28 protein-coding genes are annotated in these 26,898 nt (G+C 62.9%); 13 read left to right on the top strand and 15 right to left on the bottom strand.

Annotated features, from left to right (window positions below; translation table 11 throughout):
• Positions 1–2: 2 nt before the first annotated feature.
• The 4 genes from NMG70_RS05090 (at position 3) to NMG70_RS05075 (ending at position 1,377) form a co-directional block, all read left to right on the top strand.
• Entirely contained in the window at positions 3–251 is a 249-nt protein-coding gene (locus tag NMG70_RS05090) for a hypothetical protein (protein ID WP_254023517.1), read from the top strand.
• Between the two features lie 101 nt (positions 252–352).
• A complete protein-coding gene (locus NMG70_RS05085; protein WP_254023516.1) occupies positions 353–607 on the top strand; it encodes a GlsB/YeaQ/YmgE family stress response membrane protein in 255 nt (84 codons plus the stop codon).
• A 26-nt stretch (positions 608–633) separates the two neighbouring features.
• Positions 634–780: a hypothetical protein gene (locus NMG70_RS05080; protein ID WP_254023515.1), complete on the top strand. Its 147-nt coding sequence runs from the start codon at positions 634–636 to the stop codon at positions 778–780.
• Positions 781–987: 207 nt separating this feature from the next.
• Positions 988–1,377 (top strand): hypothetical protein, encoded by a 390-nt coding sequence (locus tag NMG70_RS05075; protein WP_254023514.1) that lies wholly within the window; start codon positions 988–990, stop codon positions 1,375–1,377.
• Between the two features lie 207 nt (positions 1,378–1,584).
• Here NMG70_RS05075 and NMG70_RS05070 read toward each other — a convergent pair whose 3' ends face one another.
• Positions 1,585–2,211 (bottom strand): GDSL-type esterase/lipase family protein, encoded by a 627-nt coding sequence (locus tag NMG70_RS05070; RefSeq protein WP_254023513.1) that lies wholly within the window; start codon positions 2,209–2,211, stop codon positions 1,585–1,587.
• Positions 2,212–2,685: 474 nt separating this feature from the next.
• On the opposite strand from NMG70_RS05070, the gene NMG70_RS05065 reads away from it, so the two are divergent.
• Both NMG70_RS05065 and NMG70_RS05060 read left to right on the top strand, forming a co-directional pair.
• Positions 2,686–4,941 carry a transglycosylase domain-containing protein gene (locus tag NMG70_RS05065; RefSeq protein ID WP_254023512.1) on the top strand — a complete coding sequence of 752 codons (2,256 nt, stop codon included), beginning with the start codon at positions 2,686–2,688 and terminating at the stop codon, positions 4,939–4,941.
• Between the two features lie 206 nt (positions 4,942–5,147).
• Positions 5,148–5,900, top strand: a complete 753-nt coding sequence (locus NMG70_RS05060; RefSeq protein ID WP_065010150.1) for an SDR family NAD(P)-dependent oxidoreductase — start codon at positions 5,148–5,150, stop codon at positions 5,898–5,900.
• Between the two features lie 109 nt (positions 5,901–6,009).
• On the opposite strand, the gene NMG70_RS05055 is transcribed toward NMG70_RS05060, so the two are convergent.
• Together NMG70_RS05055 and NMG70_RS05050 are read right to left on the bottom strand one after the other, a co-directional pair.
• Positions 6,010–7,800: a cation:proton antiporter domain-containing protein gene (locus tag NMG70_RS05055; protein ID WP_254023511.1), complete on the bottom strand. Its 1,791-nt coding sequence runs from the start codon at positions 7,798–7,800 to the stop codon at positions 6,010–6,012.
• A gap of 198 nt (positions 7,801–7,998) precedes the next feature.
• The gene (locus tag NMG70_RS05050) at positions 7,999–8,448 is read right to left on the bottom strand and encodes a baeRF12 domain-containing protein (protein ID WP_254023510.1); all 450 of its coding nucleotides are present in this window, start codon (positions 8,446–8,448) and stop codon (positions 7,999–8,001) included.
• A 435-nt stretch (positions 8,449–8,883) separates the two neighbouring features.
• On the opposite strand from NMG70_RS05050, the gene cysG reads away from it, so the two are divergent.
• From cysG to NMG70_RS05020, 6 genes are all read left to right on the top strand, one after another.
• Positions 8,884–10,335: a siroheme synthase CysG gene (gene cysG / locus NMG70_RS05045; protein WP_254023509.1), complete on the top strand. Its 1,452-nt coding sequence runs from the start codon at positions 8,884–8,886 to the stop codon at positions 10,333–10,335.
• The gene (locus NMG70_RS05040) at positions 10,332–10,637 is read left to right on the top strand and encodes a DUF2849 domain-containing protein (protein WP_254023508.1); all 306 of its coding nucleotides are present in this window, start codon (positions 10,332–10,334) and stop codon (positions 10,635–10,637) included. The genes cysG and NMG70_RS05040 overlap by 4 nt, the downstream gene beginning before the upstream one ends.
• A gap of 47 nt (positions 10,638–10,684) precedes the next feature.
• Complete coding sequence (locus tag NMG70_RS05035; RefSeq protein WP_254023507.1) at positions 10,685–12,355, top strand: nitrite/sulfite reductase; 1,671 nt, start codon at positions 10,685–10,687, stop codon at positions 12,353–12,355.
• Positions 12,330–13,094, top strand: a complete 765-nt coding sequence (locus tag NMG70_RS05030) for a phosphoadenylyl-sulfate reductase (RefSeq protein ID WP_254023506.1) — start codon at positions 12,330–12,332, stop codon at positions 13,092–13,094. The genes NMG70_RS05035 and NMG70_RS05030 overlap by 26 nt, the downstream gene beginning before the upstream one ends.
• A 187-nt stretch (positions 13,095–13,281) precedes the next feature.
• A complete protein-coding gene (locus NMG70_RS05025) occupies positions 13,282–13,818 on the top strand; it encodes a DUF934 domain-containing protein (protein ID WP_254023505.1) in 537 nt (178 codons plus the stop codon).
• Positions 13,819–13,953: 135 nt separating this feature from the next.
• Positions 13,954–14,574 (top strand): DJ-1/PfpI family protein, encoded by a 621-nt coding sequence (locus NMG70_RS05020; RefSeq protein ID WP_254023504.1) that lies wholly within the window; start codon positions 13,954–13,956, stop codon positions 14,572–14,574.
• A gap of 79 nt (positions 14,575–14,653) precedes the next feature.
• Here NMG70_RS05020 and NMG70_RS05015 read toward each other — a convergent pair whose 3' ends face one another.
• Together NMG70_RS05015 and NMG70_RS05010 are read right to left on the bottom strand one after the other, a co-directional pair.
• Complete coding sequence (locus NMG70_RS05015; RefSeq protein ID WP_254023562.1) at positions 14,654–15,676, bottom strand: fatty acid desaturase; 1,023 nt, start codon at positions 15,674–15,676, stop codon at positions 14,654–14,656.
• Between the two features lie 151 nt (positions 15,677–15,827).
• Positions 15,828–16,061 carry a hypothetical protein gene (locus NMG70_RS05010; protein ID WP_254023503.1) on the bottom strand — a complete coding sequence of 78 codons (234 nt, stop codon included), beginning with the start codon at positions 16,059–16,061 and terminating at the stop codon, positions 15,828–15,830.
• A 238-nt stretch (positions 16,062–16,299) separates the two neighbouring features.
• Here NMG70_RS05010 and grpE point away from each other — a divergent pair, with 238 nt between their 5' ends.
• Positions 16,300–16,935, top strand: coding sequence for a nucleotide exchange factor GrpE (gene grpE, locus NMG70_RS05005; protein WP_254023502.1), 636 nt, complete (start codon positions 16,300–16,302; stop codon positions 16,933–16,935).
• A 112-nt stretch (positions 16,936–17,047) separates the two neighbouring features.
• Here the strand turns inward: grpE and olsB are convergent, their stop codons facing one another.
• From olsB to NMG70_RS04955, 10 genes are all read right to left on the bottom strand, one after another.
• Positions 17,048–17,923, bottom strand: coding sequence for a l-ornithine N(alpha)-acyltransferase (gene olsB, locus NMG70_RS05000; protein ID WP_254023561.1), 876 nt, complete (start codon positions 17,921–17,923; stop codon positions 17,048–17,050).
• Between the two features lie 177 nt (positions 17,924–18,100).
• Positions 18,101–20,389 (bottom strand): response regulator, encoded by a 2,289-nt coding sequence (locus tag NMG70_RS04995; RefSeq protein WP_254023501.1) that lies wholly within the window; start codon positions 20,387–20,389, stop codon positions 18,101–18,103.
• Between the two features lie 230 nt (positions 20,390–20,619).
• Positions 20,620–21,609 carry an acrylyl-CoA reductase (NADPH) gene (gene acuI / locus NMG70_RS04990; protein ID WP_254023500.1) on the bottom strand — a complete coding sequence of 330 codons (990 nt, stop codon included), beginning with the start codon at positions 21,607–21,609 and terminating at the stop codon, positions 20,620–20,622.
• A 77-nt stretch (positions 21,610–21,686) separates the two neighbouring features.
• Positions 21,687–22,187, bottom strand: a complete 501-nt coding sequence (lspA, locus tag NMG70_RS04985) for a signal peptidase II (RefSeq protein WP_254023499.1) — start codon at positions 22,185–22,187, stop codon at positions 21,687–21,689.
• A gap of 8 nt (positions 22,188–22,195) precedes the next feature.
• Positions 22,196–23,053: a TrmH family RNA methyltransferase gene (locus tag NMG70_RS04980; RefSeq protein WP_254023498.1), complete on the bottom strand. Its 858-nt coding sequence runs from the start codon at positions 23,051–23,053 to the stop codon at positions 22,196–22,198.
• Complete coding sequence (locus NMG70_RS04975) at positions 23,054–24,097, bottom strand: RsmD family RNA methyltransferase (protein WP_254023497.1); 1,044 nt, start codon at positions 24,095–24,097, stop codon at positions 23,054–23,056.
• Between the two features lie 87 nt (positions 24,098–24,184).
• Positions 24,185–24,670: a DUF1772 domain-containing protein gene (locus tag NMG70_RS04970; RefSeq protein WP_254023496.1), complete on the bottom strand. Its 486-nt coding sequence runs from the start codon at positions 24,668–24,670 to the stop codon at positions 24,185–24,187.
• 207 nt (positions 24,671–24,877) lie between these two features.
• Entirely contained in the window at positions 24,878–25,855 is a 978-nt protein-coding gene (lhpI, locus tag NMG70_RS04965) for a bifunctional Delta(1)-pyrroline-2-carboxylate/Delta(1)-piperideine-2-carboxylate reductase (protein ID WP_254023495.1), read from the bottom strand.
• Between the two features lie 277 nt (positions 25,856–26,132).
• On the bottom strand, positions 26,133–26,465 hold the full coding sequence (locus NMG70_RS04960) for a DUF1049 domain-containing protein (protein WP_254017755.1): 333 nt from the start codon (positions 26,463–26,465) through the stop codon (positions 26,133–26,135).
• A gap of 82 nt (positions 26,466–26,547) precedes the next feature.
• Positions 26,548–26,832, bottom strand: coding sequence for an integration host factor subunit beta (locus NMG70_RS04955; RefSeq protein WP_023797441.1), 285 nt, complete (start codon positions 26,830–26,832; stop codon positions 26,548–26,550).
• Positions 26,833–26,898: the final 66 nt, after the last annotated feature.

Raw genomic sequence — 26,898 nt, 5'->3', positions numbered from 1 at the left:
AAATGGCTGCCAGAAAACCAATCGAAACAGCGCCCAAGGATGGCTCGAAGGTCACCGTCTACTGGAAGGACAGCGACGGGGTGATTAACGAATCCATCGCGCAGTACAGGTCGCTCGGCCGGTTGAAAGCGGCCGGCGGTGACTGGGACGAGAACGACACCGGCTGGTGGGCGTATACCGACGGCCAGACGCAAAGGAAGATCGAACCGATCAGCTGGCGGCCTGCATCCGGGGATGACGACGACGAATGACGCCGCTGGCGGCGCCGGCTTCTTTCCAATAGGTTGGACCTGTTGCAATCGGAGGTCGATTCGGAGCTTTCTGCTCCGCGACCATTCGGGAGGGACCTGCAATGGGTACTGAGAGTCTGCTTGTCTTCATCATCATCGGCGCCATCGCCGGCTGGCTCGCTGGCCTGATGGTCAAGGGGTTCGGCCTCGGCCTGGTCGGCAACATCGCCGTCGGCATCGTCGGCGCCTTCATCGCCGGCTGGCTCTTCCCAAGGCTCGGCTTCGCCATAGGCGGTGGCATACTTGCGTCGATCATCCACGCCACCATCGGCGCGGTCATCCTGCTCGTGCTGATCAAGCTGGTGAAGCAGGCCTGATCCTCGAAGCACATCAAGGGCGCGCCATGAAACAGAACATGCTCTATCTCATCATCGGCGGGCTCGTCGTGGTGGTCATGGCGCTCGGCGTCTATGTTTATCGCGAGCAAACCAGGCCGGAGGGCGTAGAACTCAAGATCGACGACAAGGGTATATCGATCCAGCAGAATTGAGCGCGCCGGGTTGGCGTGGCAAAAGTCCTGAGGACCTACCCCAATCAGGCCGAAAATTGACGCCAAGGCAGGGCCGGTCTGTCCTTCGATGAGTCCGGAGACAGAAGCCAAGCTGGATATGGAATGAGAGTGACGTATCGGCGCATCCGCGGTATGATCTTGGTACAGGGAGTTTGGGGCCAACCCACCTACTATTAGGAGGTTGCCATGAGGCACCAAACACTGGACCAACTGCATACGGTGGCAAAGGTACACAGAGACCCAACACCTCCTGGAATGGACCGAACCCAGCGTCTCGAACGTTGGTCAAAACTTCTTGAACGGCAGCCCAATCGACTCCTTACCGCACTTATCGGGACCGAATATCAATCGTCACCCGAGCGCGACGTCATGCGTGGCGACGGCTCGCCAATATCGGTTGCCTTCGAGGATCCGATCCTGCGCGATGAGGGGCTGAAAGACGACACTTATGGCGAAGCAAAGCGTTTCTTCGAATTGACCGACGATGAGCTCCACGAAATTGTCTGCTACTGCCATGTGGGCGAGACGATGCAATCATCCTGGGCAGCGCTTTCCATTCGTGCTGCGATTGGCTAACGCATGATCCGCCAGGGTTGAATGACTTTGTGACAAGGTCATGCGCCAATTCAATGGTTTAGAGCGCGATCGGACGCAAACCTACTTTACCGGTCGCGCTCTAATGACGAGCATAGACTGCGGCTACCTTCATAGACGCTTTTCGTGCGCGGCCAGGTTCGCAACCACCAGAGGGGGCGGGGTGAGAAATCGCCTGGATCTAGCGCCTCAGGATGCAGCCATAATTGGGCGAATCTGGTTCTCCCAGACCCGGTAGCCGTCGCCGTTAAGGTGGACCCCATCGGTCGTGAACTCCGGCCGGAGGCTATCGTTTCGGGAGAGGGATGCGTTGAGGTCCAGAAACCGGCAGTTGGCGGCGTTTGAGCAAAGAGCCATGAGTGCGCTGTTCAACCGCTTTATTGCTGCGTTGTGAACCTCGCTGCTCGTAAACAACGTTGACTGGACAACGATGCTGTCCACATTCGCCAAGCGTTCAATGATCTTGCCGTAGGATGTAGCGACGTCGTCAGGGCTAGCTGACCTGCTAATATCGTTCACCCCTAGCATGATGAAAACGAGGCGGGGCTCTGCTGCCGTAATCTGGTCGAGCCTTAGGAGCGCGCTGTCGACGCGTTCACCAGATATGCCGCGATTGATTATTGACAGTCTGGGAAACATCTCCTGCCAATGGCCACTCGCAGTGAGAGAATCGCCAAACATGACGATGTCGGCATGTCCTTTGAATTGACGGAATTCGTCGACTTTCGCTTGCCAGTGAGCGTTATCGGAGCGTGTTGCAAAGAGGGTCACTAGCAGCATCGCTAGCACTGTGCTGAAGATCAGCATCTTCTTCATGTCAACCTAGCAAGGTAGTCATAGCTCGCTCCGTAACCGCTCGGTGGTCCAATGGATCTTGCCATCGATCTTCATGGGCCTGTAGGTCATCAGCCGCTTCATCTGACGCCAGCCTGGATGACGCCCGCAAGGTCGCCGGCCACTCCGACATCAGCACGACAGAGAAAATATGACCGCGCCGTGCTTGAGGCCGCGGACCGTTTTGCCGATGCCAGAATCAGGCGACGCGAACAGAGCGGTGACAGGCGATAACAGATTTAGAAATTCGTTTGGAATTCAAAGGCCTGCTGAACGGTCATTTTAACCCGCCCTTAAATCGCCGCAACTACTCTTCACCCCGAACGCCATGGAGCGACGTGCGTCCGTTCGGAGGCACAATACGCTCTAGACTTTGAAGCTTCGCCTCGTGCTTTTCGAAGATCGATTCCGATTTTCGGGCCGATGCGACAGGCATCGGGACAGACAGCACAGCGCATGGCGAACCGCAGAGACAGCCGCATCGAACCGAGCTTCGAGGGACCGCCACGGGCGAAATCCTCGGCCGGTTTTTCGGTGAGCGAGGAGGATCGCGTCGTGCCGAGCAACCGCAAGACCTCTGCAAAGCGCCAATCGGCCAGGACAAAACCGTCGCGTCGCGGGCGCGGCAAAAGCCGGCGCGGCCTGTTCGGCGTGCTCGGCCGGTTGTCTTACTGGTGCTTCGTGCTGGCCATCTGGGGCGGCATCGCCGCCGCCGGCATCGTCGTCTATTACGGCGCGAAAATGCCGGCGGCCACCACCTGGGCCATCCCCGACCGCGCGCCCAATATCAGGATCGTCTCGGTCGACGGAAAACTGCTCGCCAATCGCGGCATGAGCGGCGGCGAAGCCGTCGGCCTGCATGAAATGTCGACCTATATTCCCGAGGCCGTCATCGCCATAGAAGATCGCCGCTTCTATTCGCATCTGGGCATCGACCCGATCGGCCTGTCCAGAGCCATGGTGGCCAACATCGTCGGCGGGCGTTTTTCGCAAGGCGGCTCGACGCTGACCCAGCAATTGGCGAAAAACCTGTTCCTGACCCCCGACCGCACGCTGGAACGCAAGGTGCAGGAAGTACTTCTGGCGCTGTGGCTCGAGCACAAGCACACCAAGGACCAGATCCTCGAAATGTATCTCAACCGGGTCTATTTCGGCTCCGGCGCCTATGGTGTCGAAGCGGCCTCGCGCCGCTATTTCGGCAAGAGCGCGCGCGACGTCACCCTCCCCGAAGCCGCACTCCTTGCCGGCCTGTTGAAAGCGCCGTCGCGACTGTCTCCGGCGCGTGACCCGCAGGCCGCCGAGCGGCGCTCGCAGCTTGTTCTCGCCGCCATGCGCGACGAAGGCAAGATCAGCGCCAAGGAACTGACCACGGCGATGAGCGCGCCGGCGTCGCGGGTGGCATCCTACTGGACGGGCTCGGAAAACTATGTCGCCGACGCCATCGTGGAAGAACTGCCCGACCTGATCGGCGACGTGCGCGGCGACATCATCGTCGACACCACCGTCGACCTGACGCTGCAGAAGCTCGCCGAACAATCGATCCGCCGGCTGATCGACGGCAGCGGCAAAAAGCTCAATGCCAGCCAGGGCGTGCTGGTTTCGATCGATAATTCCGGCGCGGTACGTGCCATGGTCGGCGGCTATGATTATTCGACCAGCCAGTTCGACCGCGGCTCGGAGGCGCGCCGCCAGCCGGGCTCGGCGTTCAAGCCCTTTGTTTACATGGCGGCGCTGGAGGCCGGCCGCACGCCCGACAGCGTCCGCAACGACGCGCCGATCAAAATTGGCAGATGGACGCCAACCAATTACGGCGGCAAGTATTTCGGCAAGGTGACGCTGGCGACGGCGCTGGCGAAGTCGCTGAACTCGGTGGCCGCCCAGCTGACCATGGAAGTCGGGCCTGACGCGGTCGTCGAGGCGGCGCATCGCATGGGTGTCCAGTCCGACCTCACGGCCAACACCTCGATCGCGCTCGGCACCTCTGAAGTGACACCGCTGGAACTGACGTCGGCCTATGTTCCCTTCGCCAATGGCGGCTACCGGCCGGAGGTCCATTTCATCCGCCGCGTGACGACAGCCGGCGGCAAGGTGCTCTACGACAACAATGGCGGCGGCGCCCCGCGCGTCGTCAAGCCCGAGATCGTCGGCATGATGAACTCGATGATGACCGGCACGGTTGAAATCGGCACTGCCAGGAAGGCGGCGTTTGCCTGGCCGGCCGCCGGCAAGACCGGCACCAGCCAGAATTCGCGCGACGCCTGGTTCATCGGCTATACCGCCAACCTCACCACCGGAGTCTGGTTCGGCAATGACGATGGCGGTCCGATGAAGAAGGTCACCGGCGGCGCGCTGCCGGCGCAAGCCTGGCACGAGTTCATGGTCGCCGCGCATGAAGGCGTGCCGGTGCGGCCGTTGCCTGGAACATGGAGGTCGACGCCTGCCGATACGATCGTGCAGGACGAATTGCCGCCCAACACGGCGCAACCGGCGCCGGTGCCGTCTGCTTCGGTTGGCCAATCGGCGCCGTCCGCCCAAAAAGCGTCGTCGCCCCGCGCCGTGCGTCCCGCCGAAACGATCGATGCCGGCGGCTTCGGCATGCGGGGCGGTGGCGGAACCACCGCATCGATCAAGCGCCCGGTGCCGCCCGGCGATGTCGGCGGCCCGGTCAAGAAGCGGCAGACCTCGATCCTCGACATCCTCACCGGCGGCTGACCCCCTCGTCATCGCTGCCGTGTTCCGCTACATCTGCGGGTCAAAAGTGCTAGAGCGTACTTTGTGCGTCCAAAGCGACACACGTCGCTGTAAAGGGCGTCGCGGCTGAATGGATTCATGCGACGCGCTTTAAGTTATTGTTGTTATGCAAGTCGTAGTCGCAAAACCGCTGCGCACGTGCGCGACATGCATTAGAGAGATCGTGAATGGCCGAGACCGACACCAGAAAGACCATCGTGCTGACCGGCGCCAGCCGCGGCATCGGCCATGCCACGGTCAAGCGCTTTTCGCGCGAAGGCTGGCGCGTCATCACCTGCTCGCGCCAGGCCTTTGCCGACGACTGCCCGTGGCCGGCCGGTCCGGAGGACCATATCAAGGTCGATCTCGCCGACCAGGAGGATGTCGGCATCGCGATCTCGGAGATCCGCCATCGGCTGGAGGCGCATGGCGGCCAGCTCCATGCGCTGGTCAACAATGCCGGTATCTCGCCGAAGCTCAAGGACGGCAACAGCCGCATGAATTCGATCGACACGCCGATGCATGTCTGGCGCGACGTGTTCCAGGTGAATTTCTTCGCCCCGATCATGCTGGCGCGGGGATTGTTCAGGGAATTGGCGTCGGCCAAAGGCTCGATCGTCAACGTCACCTCGATCGCCGGCACTCGCGTGCATCCCTTCGCCGGCACCGCCTATGCGACGTCGAAGGCCGCGCTCGGCTCGCTGACGCGGGAAATGGCGCATGATTTCGGCCCGCACGGCATCCGCGTCAACGCCATCGCACCCGGCGAGATCGACACGGCGATCCTGTCGCCGGGCACGGAAAAGATCGTCGAGACGATCCCGCTGCGGCGGCTGGGCACCACGGCCGAAGTCGCCGACATCATCTTCTTCCTATGCTCGCAGCAGGCGTCCTATGTGACGGGCTCGGAAATCCACATCAATGGCGGCCAGCACGTGTGAGCGAACGCTGGCGACCGAGGGCTAAAGCGCGTCGCGTTTGACCGGCGACACGCTTTAGGTTGTTGTTTTATGCATGTCGTTATCGCTGCACACTTTTGCGCGACATGCATTAAGTAATCGGTGCTTTCGGCTCTTCGGCCGTCTCTGCTCTGCCTTCAATCACCTCTTCCACAATCCCACGGGCGATCTCGCGCTCACCCATGATGACCGTGTCGGCTCCGAGCCCCTTTAGATGCTCGACCTCGGCATCGGAATGGGCGCGGGCGATGACGTTGATCTTCGGGTTGGCGGCGTGGGCGCGCAGCACGATCTGTCCGGCCTCGAAGGCGTTGGGGATGGCGAGGATCAGCCGGCTCGCGCCCTCGGGATTGGCTGCGGCGAATACCTCGCTGCTCGCGGCGTTGCCGGATACGGTTTCGATGCCGTCGTCCCTAAGCTTCGCCAGCGTCTTGTCGGCATCCTCGATGACGAGGAAGGGCAGGGCGGCCTTCTTCAAGGACGCGGCGACGAGGCTGCCGACACGGCCATAGCCGACCAGGATGGAGTGCCCGGTAAGCGCTGTCCTGGGCGGCGGACCGTCCTCTTTCACCGGTGCCGCAACCGAAGCCAGTTGGCCTGGCTCCGTCGCGGGGCCGATCGGCTTTGCCTCGTCGAGCGGCGCCGTCTTGCCGGCGCGCCTTTCCAGCCAGGGTTTCATCCAGTCGACGGCAAGGAACATCAGCGGGTTGAGAACGATCGACAGGATAGCACCGGCGAGGATCAGGTCGCGTCCTTGTTCGGGCAGCAGCTTCAGCCCGACGCCGAGCTCGGCCAGAATGAACGAGAATTCGCCGATCTGGGCCAGGCTTGCCGAAATCATCAACGCGGTCGCAATCGGATAGCGGAAGGCGACGACGATGACGAAGGCGGCCAATGATTTGCCGATGACGATGATGGCCAGTGTCGCCAGGACCGGCCAGCCATTGCTGATCAGGCTGAACGGGTCGAACAGCATGCCGACCGAAACGAAGAACAGCACGGAAAAGGCGTCGCGCAGCGGCAGCGATTCCTCGGCCGCTCGATGGCTGAGCGCGGATTCGCTCATTATCATGCCGGCAAAGAATGCGCCCAGCGCCAGCGAGACGCCGAATAGCTTGGCCGCGCCGAAGGCAACCCCGAGCGCGATGGCCAGCACCGCCAGCCGGAACAATTCACGCGACCCGGTATGGGCGACGTAGTGCAGGATCCAGGGGATGACACGGCGGCCGACCACCAGCATGACGACGACAAAGGCCGCGACCTTGGCCAATGTGATGCCGACGACACCCCAAACGCCGTAGCTCGCCGACAGCGACGGCAGGCCGCTGCTGTGGCCCTCCACCTGCTCCTGACCGCCCAGAACACCGGCCAGCGCCGGCAAAAGCACCAGCGCCAGCACCATGGCCAGATCCTCGACGATCAGCCAGCCGACGGCGATGCGGCCGCGCTCGGTCTCGATCAGCCGCCGCTCCTGTAAGGCACGCAGCAGCACTACGGTCGAGGCGACGGAAAGCGCCAGCCCGAACACCAGCCCCGCGCCCATCGACCAGCCCAGCATCCAGGCAAGGCCGGCGCCGAGCGCCGTCGCGAAGCCGATCTGCACGATGGCGCCGGGCACGGCGATGGCGCGGACCGATAGCAAATCTTTCAACGAGAAATGCAGGCCGACGCCGAACATCAACAGGATCACGCCGATTTCGGCGAGTTCATTGGCGAGACCGGCATCGGCGACGAAGCCCGGCGTGTTCGGCCCGACGAACACGCCGGCGATGAGATAACCGACCAGCGGCGGGATGCGGAAGCGATTGGCAATTGCGCCGAAAACAAACGCCAGCCCCAAACCGGCGACGATGGTGGCGATAAGGGGCGTGTCATGCGGCATGGTCTATGGAGCGCCTTTCAAAATCACGATGTCGGATATGCACCGCCCGAAGCAGCCGCCTTGCAATATGGCGGCCGGGATGGCCGCGAGGCAACCCGCAAATGCCATGGAATACGACAAGGGTCGGCAGAAGGCGGGCCGCCTCGAACTGGCAATGGTTGCCGCTAAAAAGAAACGGCCTGCGCGCCTGATGCCCGATCAGGCGGCCTGCAGCAGGTTTTCGATGTCGACGATGGTGTGGTTGGTCAGCGTCTTGGGAATTTCCACTGTGATTTTCTCGGCAACCTCCTTGTGCAGTTTTCGACGCATGTCACCTAATACCTGCGGCGGTGCGATCAGCACCATCTCCTTGAAGGCGCCGCGATGCGCGAGCTTGTACAGCCGCTCGGCAACTTCGTCGGCGAAACGCTCCTTGCCGAGGCGATGCCAGTCAGTGTCCTCGACTGCGCTGCGGTGGACGGACGGGCCGTCGCTGTAGCGGCCGGGGCGGTCCGAACCTTGCTCTCGCGTCGCCGGATTTTCCTGTTCCATCTCCTGCACGACCTGAAGGTCGGGATATTGGGTGTCGCCACGGTTCTCAAGGAACAGTGCCTTCTCGCCGTCGGCCACCACGACCCACAGTCCGCGTTTCAGCTTGAGGTTATTCACCGGAGCGCTCCTTTTTCTGTTTTTCATGGTTTTCTAGGCCCGTCTCTGGAGCCATTGCCGTAGCTGAACAGCCAGGCTCGGATTCGAAGAGGCAAACGCGCGCCGAGGCAGGAATGTTCCGGACGACAAGCACGGCGAGCGCGCCAACCAACTGGGATGACAGTGTTCAGCGCATGTCGGCTTTAATCTACTAGATTGGTAGAATTTAGAAAAAAGTGTTTTGTAATATACTTCGCTTGTCGCTAGAACGGCCGCAGATCAGGGCTCGTAACAGCGGCTTGGATCCGCTCCACTCGTGGGTGTGGAATTTTTTTCTCCTGCCTCTGGTGCATGCAGAAAAGCGATTGCTTCGCACGAAGCGATGCGCGAGTGCGTTCCTTCTGCTTGTTCGCGCTCGCGCGTAGAACTGCCAGTGTATTCAGGATTCCGCTCGCCATGCCGCAGGCCCCCACCAAGCTCAACGCCTTTCCCGTCTTTCTGCGGGTCGCGGGCGAAGCCGTTGCCATCGTCGGCGGCGGCGAGGAGGCTCTGGCCAAGGCGCGCCTGATCGGCCAGTCAAGCGCCGTCTTGCGCATCATAGCCGATGCCCCGGAGCATGAGTTGCTGGCCCTCATCGCCGCTAATGGCGCCGTCCACATCGCTGCCGCCTACCAGGCCGCGCATCTCGAAGGCGCGGTGATGGTGTTTGCCGCCAGCGGCAATGAGGCGCTCGACCGCCGCGTTGCCGAAGATGCGCGCCGGCTGGGCATTCCGGTCAATGCCGTCGATCGGCCGGAGCTGTGCGATTTCTTCACCCCGGCGCTGGTCAACCGCGCGCCGGTTGCCATTGCCATCGGCACGGAAGGGGCCGGCCCGGTGCTTGCCCAGATGCTGCGCAGCCGCATCGACCGCATGCTGTCGCCGTCGCTCGGGCCGCTTGCTTCGCTTGCTGCCTCGCTGCGAGGCACCGCTGAGAGATTGCTGCCGAAAGGCGATGCCCGCCGCCGCTTCTGGAGCGACTTTTTCGGCGGCGCACCGGCTCGCGCCATCGACGCCGGCCAGCTTTCGCAGGCGCATGATGCCGCCGTCGACCTGTTGCTTTCGAATGCGCCGGCATCGGGCCATGTTGCCTTGGTAGGAGCTGGCCCGGGCGCCGAAGACCTGCTGACGCTGCGCGCCCACCGCCTGCTGATGGAAGCCGATGTCATCGTCCATGATGCGCTGGTGCCGGAGGCGATCGTCGCCATGGGCCGTCGCGACGCCGAGCGTCTGCCGGTGGGCAAACGCAAGGGCTGCCATACCAAGAGCCAGGCCGAAATCAACGCGCTGCTGATCGAACTGGGCCGCGACGGCAAGCGCGTCGTGCGGCTGAAATCCGGCGATCCGCTGGTGTTCGGGCGGGCGGGCGAGGAAATGGCAGCGCTGCGCGATGCCGGCATCGCCTATGAGGTGGTTCCGGGCGTCACCGCGGCCTTCGCCGCCGCCGCCGATTTCGACCTGCCGCTGACGCTGCGCGGCGTGTCGTCGTCGATGGTGTTCACCACCGGCCACGACCTCAAGGGAAATTCGCTGCCCGACTGGGCCAAGCTCGCCATTTCCGGCGCGACGGTTGCCGTCTATATGGGTCGCTCGGTCGCGGCCGAGGTTGCCGGCCGGCTGATCGAGGCTGGCCTGTCGCCGGATACGGCGGTCGCCGTGGTCGAGAATGCCAGCCTTGCCAACCGCCGCCGTTTCCATGGCACGCTCGCCGACCTGCCGTCGCTGGAGGTCCGCGCCGACCTTATCGGCCCGGTCATGACGATCATCGGCGATGCGGTTGCCGGCGCCAACTTTGAACGTTCCGAGCCGCTCGCGGCATACAGGCATGAAGGCGCCGCCCAAACAGCCGCCGAAGGAGCTGAACGATGAAAGTTCTGACCGCAAACCGCCTCGCCGATGGCGAAGCCGTCTGGTACGCCAATGGCGGCTGGGCCGAGACCATCGACCATGCCGACGTCGCCCATGACAAGGCGGCTGAAGACCGGCTGGAGGCGATCGGCGCCACGGCCTCCGCCAACAATGAAGTGGTCGACGTCAATCTGATCGACGTGACCGTCGCCAATGGTGTCGTTGAGCCGGTCCGGCTGCGCGAAAAGATCCGCGCCGCCGGCCCGACTAACCGCAACGATCTGGGCAAGCAGGCCCGCCCGGAAGCCGCCCGGGCGGCGTAAACGACCACATTGAAGAAAACGGGCGGACGCGCCCGGAAAGACCAGACATGTACCGTTACGATGAGTTCGATCACGATTTCGTCCAGGCCCGCGTCGCCGAGTTCAGCGATCAGGTCACGCGGCGGCTTGCCGGCGAGATCACCGAGGATCAGTTCCGGCCGCTGAGGCTGATGAACGGCGTCTACCTGCAGTTGCACGCCTACATGCTGCGCATCGCGGTGCCTTACGGCACGCTGAACAGCAAGCAGCTGCGCATGCTCGGCCACATCGCACGCAAATACGACAAGGGGTACGGCCACTTCACGACGCGCCAGAACATCCAGTTCAACTGGCCGGCGCTGTCGGACATTCCGGCGATCCTGGCCGATCTGGCGAGTGTGGAAATGCACGCCATCCAGACCAGCGGCAACTGCATCCGCAACGTCACCGCCGACCACTTCGCCGGTGCCGCCGCCGACGAGGTGGCCGATCCGCGTCCTTATGCGGAAATCCTGCGCCAATGGTCGTCGGTGCATCCGGAGTTCTCGTTTCTGCCGAGAAAATTCAAGATCGCGGTGACCGGCGCCGAGCGCGACCGCGCCGCCATCCAGACGCATGACATCGGCCTGCATTTGAAGAAGAACGCTGCCGGCGAACTCGGTTTTGCCGTCTATGTCGGCGGCGGCCAGGGCCGTACACCGATGATCGCCAAGAAGATCCGCGGCTTCCTGCCCGAGGCGGACCTTCTGTCCTACTGCACGGCGATCCTTCGCGTTTACAACCTCTACGGCCGCCGCGACAACAAATACAAGGCGCGCATCAAGATCCTCGTCCACGAGACCGGCGTCGAGGAGATCACCCGCCAGGTCGAGGCCGAATGGCAGGAACTGAAGGATGCGGATCTCAAGCTGCCGGAAGCCGACATCCGCGCCATCGATGCCTATTTCGCGCCGCCGGCGCTGGCCGACCGGCCGGAAGGCGACGAGGCGGTCAAGCTCGCCCGCCTCGATTCCAAGAGCTTTTCGGAATGGCTCGACCAGAACGTGGTGACCCACCGCCACCCCGATTATGCCGCGGTGACCATCTCGCTCAAGGGCATTGGCGAAGCGCCGGGCGACGCCTCCGACAGCCAGATGGAAGCGGTCGCCGACCTTGCCGAAAAATATGCCTTCGACGAGATGCGCGTCAGCCATGAGCAGAACCTGATCCTGCCGCATGTCGCGCGCGCCGACCTCAAGGTGGTCTATGACGCGCTGGTCAACATCGGACTGGCGACGGCCAATTCCAACCTGATATCAGACATCATCTCGTGCCCTGGCCTCGATTATTGCGCGCTGGCCACGGCGCGTTCCATTCCGGTGGCGCAGGAAATCTCGCTTCGTTTCGCTTCGCTCGAACGGCAGCGCGAGATCGGCGAATTGAAGCTGAAGATTTCCGGCTGCATCAATGCCTGCGGCCATCACCATGTCGGCCATATCGGCATCCTCGGCGTCGAGAAGAAGGGCGCCGAACTCTACCAGGTCACGCTCGGCGGCTCGGCCGACGAGAACACCTCGGTCGGCGAGATCATCGGCCGCGGCTTCAGCTCGGCAGAGATCACCGACGCCATCGAGCAGATCGTCGAGACCTATCTCGGCCTCCGGCTCGACAGAAACGAAAAATTCATCGACGCCTACCGCCGTGTCGGTCCCGCGCCGTTCAAGGAGGCGCTCTATGCTGGCGAAGCCAAGGCCGCTTGATCGTATCGTCGACGTCGAGGCCGGCATCGCCGCAGAAGCGGCGGGGCTCGATGCGCTCTATGGCCATCTGAAGCCGCTGGAGATCATCGAGCGGTCGGCCCGGGAATTCTTTCACGGTGAAATCGCCGTGGTTTCGTCGTTCGGGGCGGATTCGGCGGTGCTGCTGCACATGATCGCCAAGATCGACCGGACGCTGCCGGTCATTTTCCTCGACACCGGCAAGCACTTCGAGGAGACGCTCGGCTACCGCGACGCGCTCGTTGCCGATTTCGGGCTGACCGATATAAGGGTGATCACGCCCGAAGCAGCGGCGCTCGAACGGATTGATCCGACCGGTAATCTGAACGAAACCGACACCGACGCCTGCTGCGACGTCCGCAAGGTCGAGCCGCTGGCGCGCGGCGTCGAGCCGTTCCGCGCCTGGTTCACCGGCCGCAAGCGTTTTCAGGCGACGACGCGGGCATCCCTTCCGGTGTTCGAGGCGGTCGGCTCGCGCATTCGCATCAATCCGCTGGCGCATTGGACGACATCAGACCAGGCCAACTATATGCGCGCGCATGCGCTGCGTGAGAATCCGCTGGTCGCCTATGGCTATCTGTCGATAGGCTGCTTCCCGTGCACGCAGCCGGTGCAGCCGGGCGATGACGCCCGCAGCGGCCGCTGGGCAGGGCACGCCAAGACCGAGTGCGGCATCCATTTGTCGGGACTGGAAAAGTCGCTGACCGACGCATCGCTTTAGGGTATGTCGATATTCAGGTGATGCCGGCCTGCGAATGGCGGCTTCGTGCGCTTCCGGTGCTCACGTACCCAAAGTACGCTCCGCTCCGGTTCTCGGAAGCCACCATTCTCGGCTCGGCCTGACCTGAATCTCAACACACCCTCGAGCGTTTTGAACTTTAGAATTTTGTGGACTTGGGAATTTCTCGATGAGTGAATCGATAGTGGAAAACGCCACCCGCCTCTGGACCCCGGCGGGTTTTGGCGAGGACGAATGGACACATGCCGAGAGCGCCGATGCACTGTCCGGCAATGGCCGCTTCATTCTGCCGCTGCAGGCGTTTCTCGACCTCGATCCGGCGGTGCGCCGGTCGTCGAAGGAGCGCCTCGGCGTGCTGCTTCAGCCCGGCGATCAGCTTGAAAAGATCGCGGACCTGCTCGACCAGATATCGCTGGTGGCGCTGGCCTTCCCGGCGTTCAGTGACGGCCGCTCCTTCTCCAAGGGCGAACTGCTGCGCAGCCGCTACCATTTCGAGGGCGCGGTCCGCGCCACCGGGCAAGTTCTGGTCGACCAGCTTCCGCACATGCTGCGCCTCGGCTTCGACGAGTTCGAAGTGTCAAATCCAGTGTTGCTGAAACGGCTCGAGGAAGGCCGCACCGGCGGCCTGCCGCTCTCCTATCAGCCAGCCGTGAAGCCGGAGGCCAAAGGTCCCAAATATTCGTGGCGGCGGGTACGCGCCAGCTGATCGCCTCCGTTTGGGGGCACGTCTGGTCGGACCACATTGCAGATTCTGTCTTTTATTTTTCGGCGTCCGCACGTTAGGGTAATTCCATTATTTCGCGATCCGAAATAAATATCGCCACTAAGGGAGGAACCGGGAATGGCTGGTAAGAAGATATTGATGCTCGTTGGCGAGTTCAGCGAGGAATACGAGATTTTCGTCTTTGAACAGGCCATGCATGCGGTTGGCCACACTGTTCACGTCGTGTGTCCCGACAAGAAGGCGGGCGACATCCTGAAGACGTCGTTGCACGACTTCGAGGGTCACCAGACCTATACGGAAAAGCTCGGCCACGACTACATCCTCAACAAGACGTTTTCCGAGGTCGATCCGGCTGAATACGATGCCGTCTATGCGGCAGGCGGGCGCGGCCCGGAATATATCCGCATCGACAAGCGCGTGCAGGCGCTGGTGCGGCATTTCCACGAGACCGGCAAGCCGATCTTTACCATCTGCCACGGTGCCCAGATCCTGATGGCGGTCGACGGCGTGCTGCGTGGCAGGGAGGTCGCGGCGCTGCAGTATTGCGAGCCGGAAGTCACGCTCGCCGGCGGCACCTACATCGATGTCGCGCCGAGTGGCGCCCATGTCGACGGCAATCTGGTCTCGGCCAAAGGCTGGCCGGGCCTCGCCGCCTTCATGCGCGAATGCCTGAAAGTGCTCGGCACCGAGATCCGCCACGGCGAGATCCTGATGCGCGACGAACGCAAGGCGGCTTGAACTAGATCTTGGAATGGAAAGCCGCCGCACCTGTGGTGCGGCGGCTTTACAGCGCCGCGCGTCCTTTTTGGGAGACGCTTTACGCGATCATCCGCGCTTCGCGAAACGACACCAGCTTGCTGCGGCTCTCATCCCACAGCGCCAGCTTGACGCAGCGCAGGCTGTCGAGAAGCGTGACGCGGCCAATTTCGCGCAGTTCCGGATAGTCCCTCAGGACCTCCTGCAGACGATAGCACGGCACCTTGGCGGAGAGGTGGTGCACGTGATGGACGCCGATATTTCCGGTGAACCAGTTCAGTACCGGCGGCAGGTCGTAATAGGACGAGCCGTGCAGGGCCGCATGCTGGAACTCCCATTCGGAGTCCTTTGCCCACTCTGTCTCTTCGAACTGGTGCTGGACATAGAACAGCCAGATGCCGGCGGAACCGGCGAGAACGACGATGGGCAAATGGACGACCAGGAAAGCTTCGATACCGACGAACCAGACGAGGGCGGCGGCGACGACCGCGATGGCCACGTTGGTGGCCATCGACGACACCCAGGGCGTGAGGCCGCCTCGCATCATGCCGACCGGCAGTCTCTGCTCAAAAATGAAAAGCCAAATGGGGCCGAGGCCGAACATGACGAGCGGATGGCGATAGAGACGATAGGCAAGGCGGCCCCGCCAGGACATTTGCCGATATTCCGCGACAGTCAGCGTCTTAATGTCGCCCGTGCCGCGCTCATCGAGATTGCCGGCGCTGGCGTGATGGGTTGCGTGGGCACGTCGCCAGCAATCGTAAGGCGTCAACGTCAGGATGCCCAGGCCGCGGCCGATCCAGTCGTCGGCGGTGCGGTTGGCGAAGAAGGAACCGTGGCCGCAATCGTGCTGGATCATGAAGATACGCACCAGAAAGCCGGCGGCCGGAAGGATGAGGATCAGACCCCACCAATGGCCATAGGCATAGGCAGCCGAGGACAGTGCCCACAGGGTGGCAAAGGGGATGAGAGTGATGGCCAGTTCGACGGTGCTGCGCCGCCTGTCAGGTTTCTTGTAGCGCGCCAGGATTTTCAACCAGGCACGCTTGCTGTTCGCCACAGCTTCGGGGGAAATCATGTTCATCAGGAAGCATAGACGGACCATTCCGTCGCCGCAAGGCAGGCATCACGCAAAGTTACTGCGGGTAATTGTCGCGCGACGCGCAAGGTGCTGCAATGTGGAAGGGCATGCTTGGCTTCCGGGCCGGTACGCAACGGCAGGCGAGTGTATTCGACTACCGCCGGAGGCGACTGGCGGCTACGCTGCGTTCGATGCCGTCCAGGCGGTCGAGCAATTCCTTGAAACGGTCGGGAATGTCGTTCTCAGTCCGGAACGCCGGCAACGCACGCAGAAAGCGGATCGTAGCCTCGGTGCCGAACTGGCGCCTGAGGCCGGCCGCGAGCCGTTCACGTCTTTCGTCATCGTTGCGCGCGCCATTCTTGCCACGGTCGCCATTGTTGCGGGTCATTTCAAAATCCTGTGTCGGCTTCGAAACTCTTCCAGCAGACGAATGGTTCCCCCATCGCAGCATCTTGGCAAGCAAAGCCAGTGTTTACAGTAAAATTTGAATTAATATCGAAAGGTCTCCATGATGCGTCGTCAAAGCGCGCGCGGCCTCTCCAGGATCGCTTGCCCCTTGATTTTTGGCCGCCAAACCTCGATATCGGGCACAAAATCCACATCATTCGAAATGACGGGAAACGGCGATGAGCGACCAGGCAAAAGACGAACGCGCGCCCGATGAAGCCGAGACGACCGGGGCTGCCACCGAACACACGCAAGGCAGTGCCGACGGCGACTATGAAGCGCTTGTGCGGTTGCTGAAGGAAAACGACGAGTTGAAGGACCGCGCGCTCCGCGTCGCAGCCGAGATGGAGAATCTGCGCCGCCGTACCGCCCGTGACGTCCACGATGCGCGTGCTTATGCGGTGGCCAATTTTGCCCGTGACATGCTGTCGGTATCCGACAATCTGCGCCGGGCGCTGGACGCGATCCCGGATGAGGCCAAGGCGTCGGGCGATGCCGGTTTCAAGGCGCTGATCGAGGGCGTCGAGCTCACCGAGCGTGCCATGCTATCGGCGCTCGAGCGGCACGGAGTGAAGAAGCTCGAGCCGGAAGGCGAGAAATTCGACCCGAATTTCCACCAGGCGATGTTCGAGGTGCCCAATCCGGAGGTGCCGGCCAACACGGTGGTCCAGGTCGTGCAGCCAGGCTATTCGATCGGCGAGCGGGTGCTGCGGCCGGCCATGGTTGGCGTTGCCAAGGGCGGTCCCAAGCATGTGGCTGGTGAAGCGCCGGTCGAGCCAGGGCCGGTGAATGAGCAAGCTGAGAAGGATGCGTGAGTTAGGGGAGTACGGGAGTAGGGCAGTACGGCAGTACGGCAGTAGGGAATACGCTATCGATGTTGCCTTCTCTGCCCTACTGCCCTACTGCCTTATTCCCCTACCGCCATACTCAGGCGGCGAAGCGCTGGGCTTCCCCGCCATAATAATTGACGTAGCGGGCGCCGATCTCCTTGACCGGCATTACCACGAACACGTCGACCGTCGAGAATTCGCGGTCGATGACGCAGCCGTCGCCGATGCGCGCGCCGACGCGCAGATAGCCCTTGACCAGCGGCGGCATCGCCGCGATCGCGGCCTTGGCGTTGACCGCCTCGATTGGCATCAAATCCATGCAGCAGTAGCGCCCGGCGACCGCGCGCACGTCCCAGGCCGAATTCGTCCGGCAGTGATGGGCGAGATAGGTCAGCGCTTCGGCGTGCGCCGCCGGCACGGTGCCGGGGAACGAGGCGCAACCGGTCATCACGCCGATCCCATAATGGTTGATATAGGCCCAAATACCTTGCCAGAGCGCCTCGATGGTGCGCTTCGAGCGATATTGCGGCAAGACACAGGAGCGGCCGAGCTCGAGGAAACGCTGGCCGGGGTGTCGGGCGATAAGATTGGTCAGCTCAAACTCGCCCTCGGAATAGAAGCCGCCGGCCGCTGCTGCGATTTCCTGCCGCAACAGGCGGTAGGTGCCGACAATGCGGCGATGCTCGGGACCGGACAGCGAAGTGTCGAAGACGAGCAGATGATCACAGAGCGGATCAAAATGGTCGGCGTCGCGGCGGTCATGCACCTGAAACAGGGTTTTCCTGGCGCCGAGCTCGTCATAGAACACCCGGTAGCGCACTTCCTGCGCGGCGGCGATCTCGGCCTCGTTGCGCGCGAGTCGCACTTCGAGGTTGCCGATACGGCCGAGCGCTTCGCCTTTTATGACGGCATCGACGTTGCGCCCGGTGAGCAAAGCACCGCTGGCGTTCGGCCGAGCGTCACATTCCGGCATAACTGTATGCACGAGTGATTCTCCTTCGAGCCATCCCTCTTGGCACGGGGATACGGTGTAGGTGCAACAGGATTGTGACAGTACCGTGATACGGCGCTGCGGGCAATACTTCGTCGGCTGGGCAACTCTTCAACCGGCTATGTTCTGCAGGTAAACAAGGGAAGGACAGTAGGCGGGTCAAGCGGCCATGTGGCCCTCGACCGCATGGACAAGCTCGTCGGGGTCGAGCGGCTTGGTGACGAAGCCGCTGGCGCCATGGGCGAGCACTGCGTGGCGGGTCTTTTCCTGACTGTCGGCCGATAGCACCATGATCGGAACCGGCGGCACGGCGGTTTCCTCCTCGTGCCGGCGGATGGCGGCGATCGCGTCCAGCCCATCCATGACAGGCATGTGCAGGTCCATCAGCACCACGTCGAAGCGGTACTTGTGATCGGTGCCGGTGATGGCCTCGACGGCGGCCTTGCCGTTGCCGACCACTTTCACGCGGTGCCCGGCCTTCAGCAGCGTGGCACGGGCTAGCATAGCATTGATGTCGTTATCCTCGGCGATCAGCACGGACAGGCCCCGCCGCCGGCTGCCAGTGGCGCGGGCCGATGGTGCGCCACGCTTTTCCGGCTGCGGCTGGGTGAGGGCAGGCACGCTGCTGGTCAAAAGCACGCGAAGCAACGTTTCGCCACGCACCGGCCTTGCCAGAAAGGTGGCGTAGCCGCTGGCGCGGAAGTCGCCCAGCATGCCGCGGTCGGTCGGCGCGATCAGTGTGATCGCCTCGCAATCGGCAAAGCCGCTCTGGCGAAGGCGCTTGAGCAATCTGCCGTCGCCTTCCTCCATGGCCGCATCGACCAAAAGCACGTCGCAGCCTTCGGCGAAGGACGCTGCCTGGGCGGCGGTCGCGGCCAGATCGACCTTGCCACCATTGGCGCGGATGGTGCGGGCGATGGCGTCGGCCTCGATGGCGTTCTTCGACAGGATCACGGCGCGCCGCCCTGACAGCGCATTCTCACGGCTCTGCGGCGGCTCGGTGGCCGATATTGCCGGGATTTCGAAGACGAATTCCGAACCCTGGCCAAGCTGGCTCGACACCGAGATCGTGCCGCCCATGGCGATCACCAGGCGCCTGGAGATGGCAAGGCCGAGCCCGGCGCCGCCATGGGCGCGGGTCGACGTGCCGTCAGCCTGTTCGAATTCCTCGAAGATGCGCTCCATGTCGTCCTCGTGCAGGCCGGGACCGGTGTCAGTGACGGTGAAGCATATGCGGTCGGTGGTTTCGGTGCGGACACGAGCGATGCTCACCAACACGCCGCCGCTGTCGGTGAACTTGATGGCGTTGCCGATGAGGTTGAGCAGCACCTGTCTGACTCTTCCAGGATCGGCTGATATCATCTGCGGCACGTCGGGTTCGACATGGCAGCCAAGGCCGATATTCTTGGCGAAGGCGCGCGCCGCCAGGAGTTCTACGATGTTGTCGGCGATCTCGCGCACCGACATTGGCTGCGGTTCGGGATCGAAGCGGCCGGCCTCGATCTTGGAATAGTCGAGCAGGTCCTCGATCAGCGCCAGCAGCGCGCTGGCCGAGGTCGAGATGGCGCCGACATAGGTCCGTTGTTGCGGCGAGAGCCCGGTGTCCGCCAGAAGCTTAGCCATGCCCATGATGCCGTTCATCGGCGTGCGGATCTCGTGGCTGACGGTGGCGAGGAAGCGCGATTTGGCCTGGCTTGCATATTCGGCTCGCTCGCGGGCGGTGATGAGCGACGTTTCGGCGTGCTTGCGGGCGGTAATGTCGCGGGCGATGGCGCGATGCGAGACAGCACCGCTCTCCTTGTCGCGCACGGACAGTTCGATCCATGAGAACCAGCGCGGGCCGCTCCGTGTGCTAATGGCGACGTCGGTGGAGCTGAGGCATTCATGGTCGGAAAAAGCGGCATCGGGAACGATGCCGACGTCGATGCCGAGTTCGGCCAGGGCCCTGCCGGCAAGGTCGCGCTGGTCGGCTCCGACAAGCTCGGCGAAAACCTTGTTGGCATAGACGATGTGGCCGTCACGGTCGCGATGGACGACGAGATCGCCAAGCGCGTCGATCAGCCCGCGAAAGCGTTCCTCGCTCTCCTGCATCTCCCACACGCGGTCGGCCAGGCTCTCAACCTCGGCGCGGCTGCGCGCTGCGGTCTCGCCAAGGAGCGCAACCGTGCGACGCTGCGTGCGCCTGGCACGCAGATGCACGGCGAGGCCTGCCATGCCAGTCGCCAAAAGGCCGACGGTGATGAAGATCGGCGCGCCGGTCAGACGCGACAGGCCTGCCAGCACGACGATGGCGACGAGCATCAGGAACGGCAGGCCTTCGCGATTGGCGGCGGGCAATTCAGGCGCCAGCGGTGGCGCCGCGATATGCTGCCGGCTTGGCGCCTCCGGGCCGATCCCGTCGACGCTTTCGGCGCTCTCCGTTTCTCTGATGCCGGATTCCGTGACCATGCGGAAACCCTTGCCAGACAGAGATTATGGAAAACTGCGGCGGATCGTTCGAATTTTAGCGGTCCGCGTGGTTTTTGCCTCTCCGCTCCCAATGGGCGTCGCATTTGGTCGGCCTCATGCGACGCACTTCAGGTTGTTGTTTTTACGCACGCCGTTATCGCAAAAAGCGCTGCACGCCCTCGGGTCAGGCCCGAGGGCATGCTTTTGCGCGACATGCGAGAAGGAAGAGCTCACATGTCCACCACCACGCGACCGCGGATCTTGCCCTCGACGATGTCGTGCGCGGCGTCGATGATGCCATCGAAGCCAATGGTCGTGGACAGGCTGGCGAGCTTCTGGAGGTCGAGGTCCGTGCCGATGCGGCGCCACGCCTCCATGCGGACCGTTTTTGGCGCCATCACCGAATCGATGCCGTGCAGACAAACGCCGCGCAGGATGAACGGGGCCACGCTCGCCGGCAGATCCATGCCGCCGGCCAGGCCGCAGGCGGCGACGGCGCCGCCATAGGAGGTCATCGAAAGGACGTTGGCCAGCGTGTGGCTGCCGACCGCGTCGACGCCGCCGGCCCAGCGTTCCTTGGCGAGCGGCTTTGCCGGCTGGGCAAGCTCGTCGCGCGAAATCACTTCTGAAGCACCCAGATCGGTCAGGTATGGGCTTTCAGCGCTGCGGCCGGTCGAGGCGATGACGTGATAGCCGAGGCTCGACAGGATCGAAACCGCGACCGAGCCGACGCCGCCGGCCGCGCCCGTCACCACGACGGGGCCGCGATCCGGCACGATGCCGTGCCGTTCCAGCGCGATGACGCAAAGCATGGCGGTGTAACCTGCCGTGCCGACCGCCATCGCACCATGCGGGCTCATGCCCTGGGGTAGCGGCACCAGCCAGTCGCCCTTGACACGGGCGCGCTCGGCATAGGCGCCAAAATGCGTCTCGCCGACGCCCCAACCGTTCAAAATCACCTTGTCCCCCGTGCGCCAGTCGGCATGGGAAGACGAGATGACGGTGCCGGCGAAATCAATGCCCGGCACCAGCGGCCAGCGGCGGATCACCGGCGCCTTACCAGATATTGCGAGGCCGTCCTTGTAGTTCACCGTCGTCGCCTCGACGGCGATGGTGACATCGCCTTCCATCAGGTCGGCTTCGGTAAGGTCGGTGATCGCGACTGACTGCTTCTTCTCGGCGTCGCGCGAAACGAGGATGGCTTTGAAGGTTTCGGGCATGTCTTCTCCTCGGGCTCCTTGAATGGGACACTGTATGGCGGCAGAAGGCCAGGTCAATCGCCAGGCCAATCGCCAGGTCAATCGCTTGAGGGCTTGGCCTCGCGCCGCCAACCAATGAGTTCATCGAGGACGACCACCACCGCGCCGACCGCGATGAAGGCGTCGGCGAGGTTGAAGATGGCGAAGGACCATATTGGGGTGTGAAACAGGATGTAGTCGATCACGTGACCATAGGTAACGCGGTCGAACAGATTGCCGAGCGCGCCGCCGACGATCAGCGCAAAGCCGAAGCGGGTAAGCACGTGGCCGGACGGAGTGCGAGCCGCGAGATAGAGCACGACGGCGATGACAAAAGCGGCGATGACAACCAGGCCGGTGTCGCCAAAGGACGAAAACATCGAGAAGGCAATGCCGGTGTTGTAGGTGCGATACAATGCCAGGAACGGGACAAGATCGACCTTTTCCTGAAAAGGGAGGCCGGTCTCGACCAGATATTTCACCCACTGATCGAGCGTTACCGCGGCGGCGACCAGCACGACGTAGGGCAACCATGATTTTGCCGTTGGGGATTTCACCATTCGGAATGTCACGGTCGGGCGCCCTCCGGAGCAAGTTTCAGCGCGCGGCGCCGGATCTCGAACAGCATAATGCCGGTGGCCACCGCGAGGTTGAGCGAATCGGCCCGACCGGCCTGTGGAATCCGCAGCAATCTGTCGCAGCTTTCGGCCAGGCTTTCGGGCAGGCCTTGCTGTTCGTTGCCCATCATCAGCAGCACTGGGCCTTTGGAAAAGTCGACCGAACGGTAATCGACCGCACCCTTCAGATGTGTGCCGGCAACGAGGCCAGGAAAGCTTTTTCGCCACGCAAGGAAGGCTTCCGGCGTCGCCTTGGCGACCGGCACGGCGAAGATCGAGCCCATCGTGGCGCGCACGGTCTCGACGGAAAAAGGATCGGTGGTCTCGCCGACCAGGATGATGCCCTTGGCGCCAACGGCATCGACGGTGCGGATGACGGTGCCGAGATTGCCGGGGTCGCGTACACGGTCGAGCGCCACCCAGACATCGCCGTCTTGAGCGCGGATGTCCTTCAGCGGCAGGAACTTTTGCGAAAAGACGCCGACCACCATTTGCGGGTTGTCGCGGCGGGTGATGGTGACGAGCACTTTTTCCGAAACTTCGAGCACGGTGCCGCCGGCGGCAACTGTGCGTGCCGCGACCTTTTCGACCGCTGCGTTGCCGCGTCCGGCCTTGGCGAAGACCAGCGTCCGGATCGACCAGCCGAGGTCGAGCGCGTCGATGACCAGCTTCAGCCCCTCGGCCATGAATGCGTTCTGCTGGTCGCGGTATTTCTTCAGCGAGAGAGCCTTGATGTCCTTGATCAACGGATTGGCAAGGCTGGTGACTTCCTTCACCTGCCCTGGCGCGCCGGCGTGCCGATCGCTCATTCAGGCCACCCAGCGCGAGAACAGCGAGGTGGACAGCGCCCGGCCGGCGGATTTCTCGCGGATAATCAGTTCGCCGGATTCGACCGTGCCGCCCATGCCGGCAAAAGTGTCGCGCATCAAGACATGCATGGCGAAGAAGGAAGCGCGGATCGAATAGGCGGTCAGCACGACAGCGAGCGGCTTCGGCGTCAGGATCGAGCGGCAGAGGTCGGTCAGATCAGGCAGATCCTCGAACAATTGCCAGACCTCGCCCCTGGGGCCACGGCCATAGGCGGGCGGATCGAACAGGACAATGTCGTAGCGGCTGCCACGGCGCTCCTCGCGCTCGGCGAATTTTATGGCGTCGTCGACGATCCAGCGGATCGGCTTTTGTGACAGGCCCGCCATCTCCTGGTTCTCCCTGGCCCAGCCGATCGCCTTCTTGGACGCATCGACATGGGTGACCTCGGCGCCGGCGCGCGCCGCCACCAGCGAGGCAAGGCCGGTATAGCCGAACAGATTCAGCACTTTGACCGGCCGCTTCGCCGCCGCGATCAGCCCGGCCATGTGATCCCAGTGCGAGGCCTGCTCGGGGAACACGCCGACATGGCGAAACGAGGTGAAGCGGCCGAGATAATCGATGCCGTCATGCTTCATCGGCCATGTTTCGCCGAGCGGCGTCTTGGGGAAACGCCAGCGGCCGATGCCTTCCTCGTCGGTGTCGCCGGTGAAAATGGCGTCGGCGCGGTCCCAGTCTTTGGCCGGCAACGCTTTTTGCCAGATCGCCTGGCCTTCGGGCCGAACGATACGATAGGGGCCGTACTGCTCGAGCTTCTGTCCGGCACCGCTGTCGAGCAACGCGTAGTCGGCGTTGGGCGCCACTTCGAGGATCAGCGGCAGGTGTTCGGCGGGCAGGGCGCCATCGCGGCGGGAAAGGACGCGCGGCGCGGCTTTCGGCTCGGTGCGATTGCCCGATACTGTGCCGCTTCCGCGCGCCTGTTCCGCCCCGCCCTTTGCGAGCTGATGCGAGCGGCTGTCGCGGCGTTTGTCGCGAAAAGGTTTCAAGCAGGGCATCTCCGGGGCGACGTGGCCCGCTTCTGCCACAGCACATTCACCGGCGCAACAAACGCGGCGCTGGACATTTCCGAACGGTCAGCCGCGCTTGATGAAAAGCAGGGCGACAACCAGCAATACGAAACCGACGGACTTGAAGCCGGCGACGATCATATGGCCGGTTTCCCAGCGCAGCCGGATCGCTTCGAAATTCTCCGGAATCGGTCCAGGCACCCAGGTGGCTAGAATATCGTTTGCCGGCTTTACGAGAGCAAACCACATCGCAAGAGACACCGCATAGATCACGGCAGCGGCCAACGCGTACCAGAACGCCGGACGGTCATTGCGCAGCATCCAAGCGAGAAGTCCCGGACAGCCGATCGCGGCGAGGTCCAGTGGCGCGCCAATGATGCCAAACAGCTGGAACTGGGCGTTGAAAACAGTCGCCTCGCGCCAGAGCGAAGACGACCATATCGTCAGCCGAGGAGCCGATTCCAGGACATGGGCGAAAGATGGTCCAAGGCTGAGCGCCGCGACAACGGCGGCCAAGATGGACCAGAACAACAGGAACCCACGTGTTTCCATAACGCCCGAACAACGGCATGACGCCGGAGGCGTTCCCGAGTAGGCAGTAGGCAGTAGGCAGTAGGCAGTAGGCAGTAGGGGAGTAGGGGAGTAGGGGCAGTAAGGGCAGTAAGGGCAGTAAGGGAGTGGGGGAAGAGTAAAGGATTAAGTAAATAGGGAAGTATGACTTGCACGAAGCCACACGATTGGGACGGATTCCCCTACTGCCTACTGCCTACTGCCTCTCTTCATTGCCTTGTACACTGCAATCCCGGCGGCGAGGTCTTCGAGGGCTGCGCCGACCGATTTGAACAGCGTGATCTCACCGGGGCTCTGACGGCCCTTCTTCTGGCCGCGCGCCAATTCATGCAGGTCGGCGACGATGGCTTGCGCCTTCAGCACGCCCGAGGCCAGCGGCTGCACGATGTCGCCCGCCTCCTTGGTGGCGCCTGCCCTTGTATCGACGTAGACGCGGGCACGGGCAATCGCATCGTCGTCGCTTTCCCGCATAGCCGGCGTGAAGCCGCCGACCAGATCGACATGGGTCCCCGGCTTCAACAGCGCGCCCTTGATCAGCGGCGTGGTCGTGATCGTCGCCGACGAAACGATGTCGGCCTGGCCGAGTTCGGCGTCGAGATCGCTCGCGGCGGTGGCCGCAAAGCCCTCGGCGCGCAATTCCGCCGCAACCTTTTCGGCATTGGCCGGCGTGCGGTTCCAGATGCGGATGGCGGTGATCGGCCGCACCGCTGAGTGCGCCCTGGCGAGGAACGGCGACAGCGCGCCGGCGCCGACCACCAGCAGCCGCGAAGCATCCTCGCGGGCCAGATAGGAGGCGGCGAGCGCCGAGGCACAGGCCGTGCGCCACTGCGTCAGCCGCTGGCCGTCGATCATGGCTTCAGGCTCGCCCGTCCCACCGTCGAGCAGGAGGTAAAGTCCCATCACCGCGGGTTTGCCTACGGCGTTGTTGTCGGGCGACACCGTGACGATCTTGACGCCGATATGGCCGCCTGCCGACGAGCCGGCGGCATTGAAGTCGGTCCAGGCTGGCATCAGGAGCAGGGTCGAGGCCGCGCCGTCGGGCCGTTCGACCGTATGGTGGTGCCTGACCGGCTGTACCGCGCCATCGCGAAAAGCCGCGCGCAGCGTTTCGACCAGGCCGGGAAAGGTCAGCGCCTGATCGACCTCGGCCACCGAAATGCTCAGCATGGGAAACTCCGTCGAGAGAAATAAGCCCGAGACCGTTTGGAAACTCTACTCTGGCGGCCGTCTGATGGCGTTTTCTGCGCTTCCGCTGCTCACGGACCCAAATGTCCGCTGCGCGCCGGTTCTCGAAACCACCACCATACGACTCGCCAGAGCGAATTTCGAAACAGTCTCTGACGCATGACCGCGAAATCAGAAGCGATTTTCCGCAAAGCTCATGCGCAATCAAAATGGTACAGCGTCCTTTGCGCGTCCAAAAAGGACGTGCGGCGATTCCGGCTCAGCTCGTCGGCTTCGGCAAGGAGGGGCCTTGTTGCGCGGCCGGTGCCCGGCTGACCGCCTGGCGCAAGTTCTCGGCCTCGACGCCGCGCTGGCGCGCCAGCTTGCGATAGCGGCCCTGCTTGATCCAGGTCGCCAGGCTGCCGACGACCATGCCGACGGCGAGGGCCAGGAACAGGAAGATGAAAAGCGGCAGCGTCATCGTCAGCGCCGGATTGCCGGGGTTGAATGGGTCCAGGGTGAAGGCAACCGGATCGCGGTTGGCGACCGCCAGCGCAATCAGAATGACGGCCAGCGGCACGAAGACCACGATGAGCATGAAACGATTGAACATAGAATTTCCTGTCGAAGGCGGGCTCTACCGAAGGCCGGGCCCACCTGAAAAGGCCGGCATGGCGGATGAGCCCGCGCGGCGCTTATTTGCCGCTGTTCAGCCTTTCACGCAATTCCTTGCCGGTCTTGAAGAACGGCACCCATTTCTCCTCGACCTCGACGGATTCGCCGGTACGCGGATTGCGGCCGGTGCGGGCGGGGCGGTTTTTCACCGAGAAAGCGCCGAAACCGCGCAGCTCGACCCGGTTGCCTTCGGCAAGCGCGTCGGTGATCTCGTCGAAAATCGCGCCGACAATGTTTTCGACGTCACGCAGGAAAAGGTGCGGGTTGCGTGTGGCTATGATCTGCACAAGTTCGGATTTGATCATGAGAAGGCTCCCCGTGAAAACACTGCGGTCAAATTATGAGGATGATTTTATTTGCTTTTTCACTCG

It is taken from the genome of Mesorhizobium ventifaucium, from assembly GCF_935822925.1.
GTDB lineage: Bacteria > Pseudomonadota > Alphaproteobacteria > Rhizobiales > Rhizobiaceae > Mesorhizobium > Mesorhizobium ventifaucium.
Note: the sequence above shows the minus strand (reverse complement) of the source record. Positions and strands in the feature narration are given on the sequence as shown.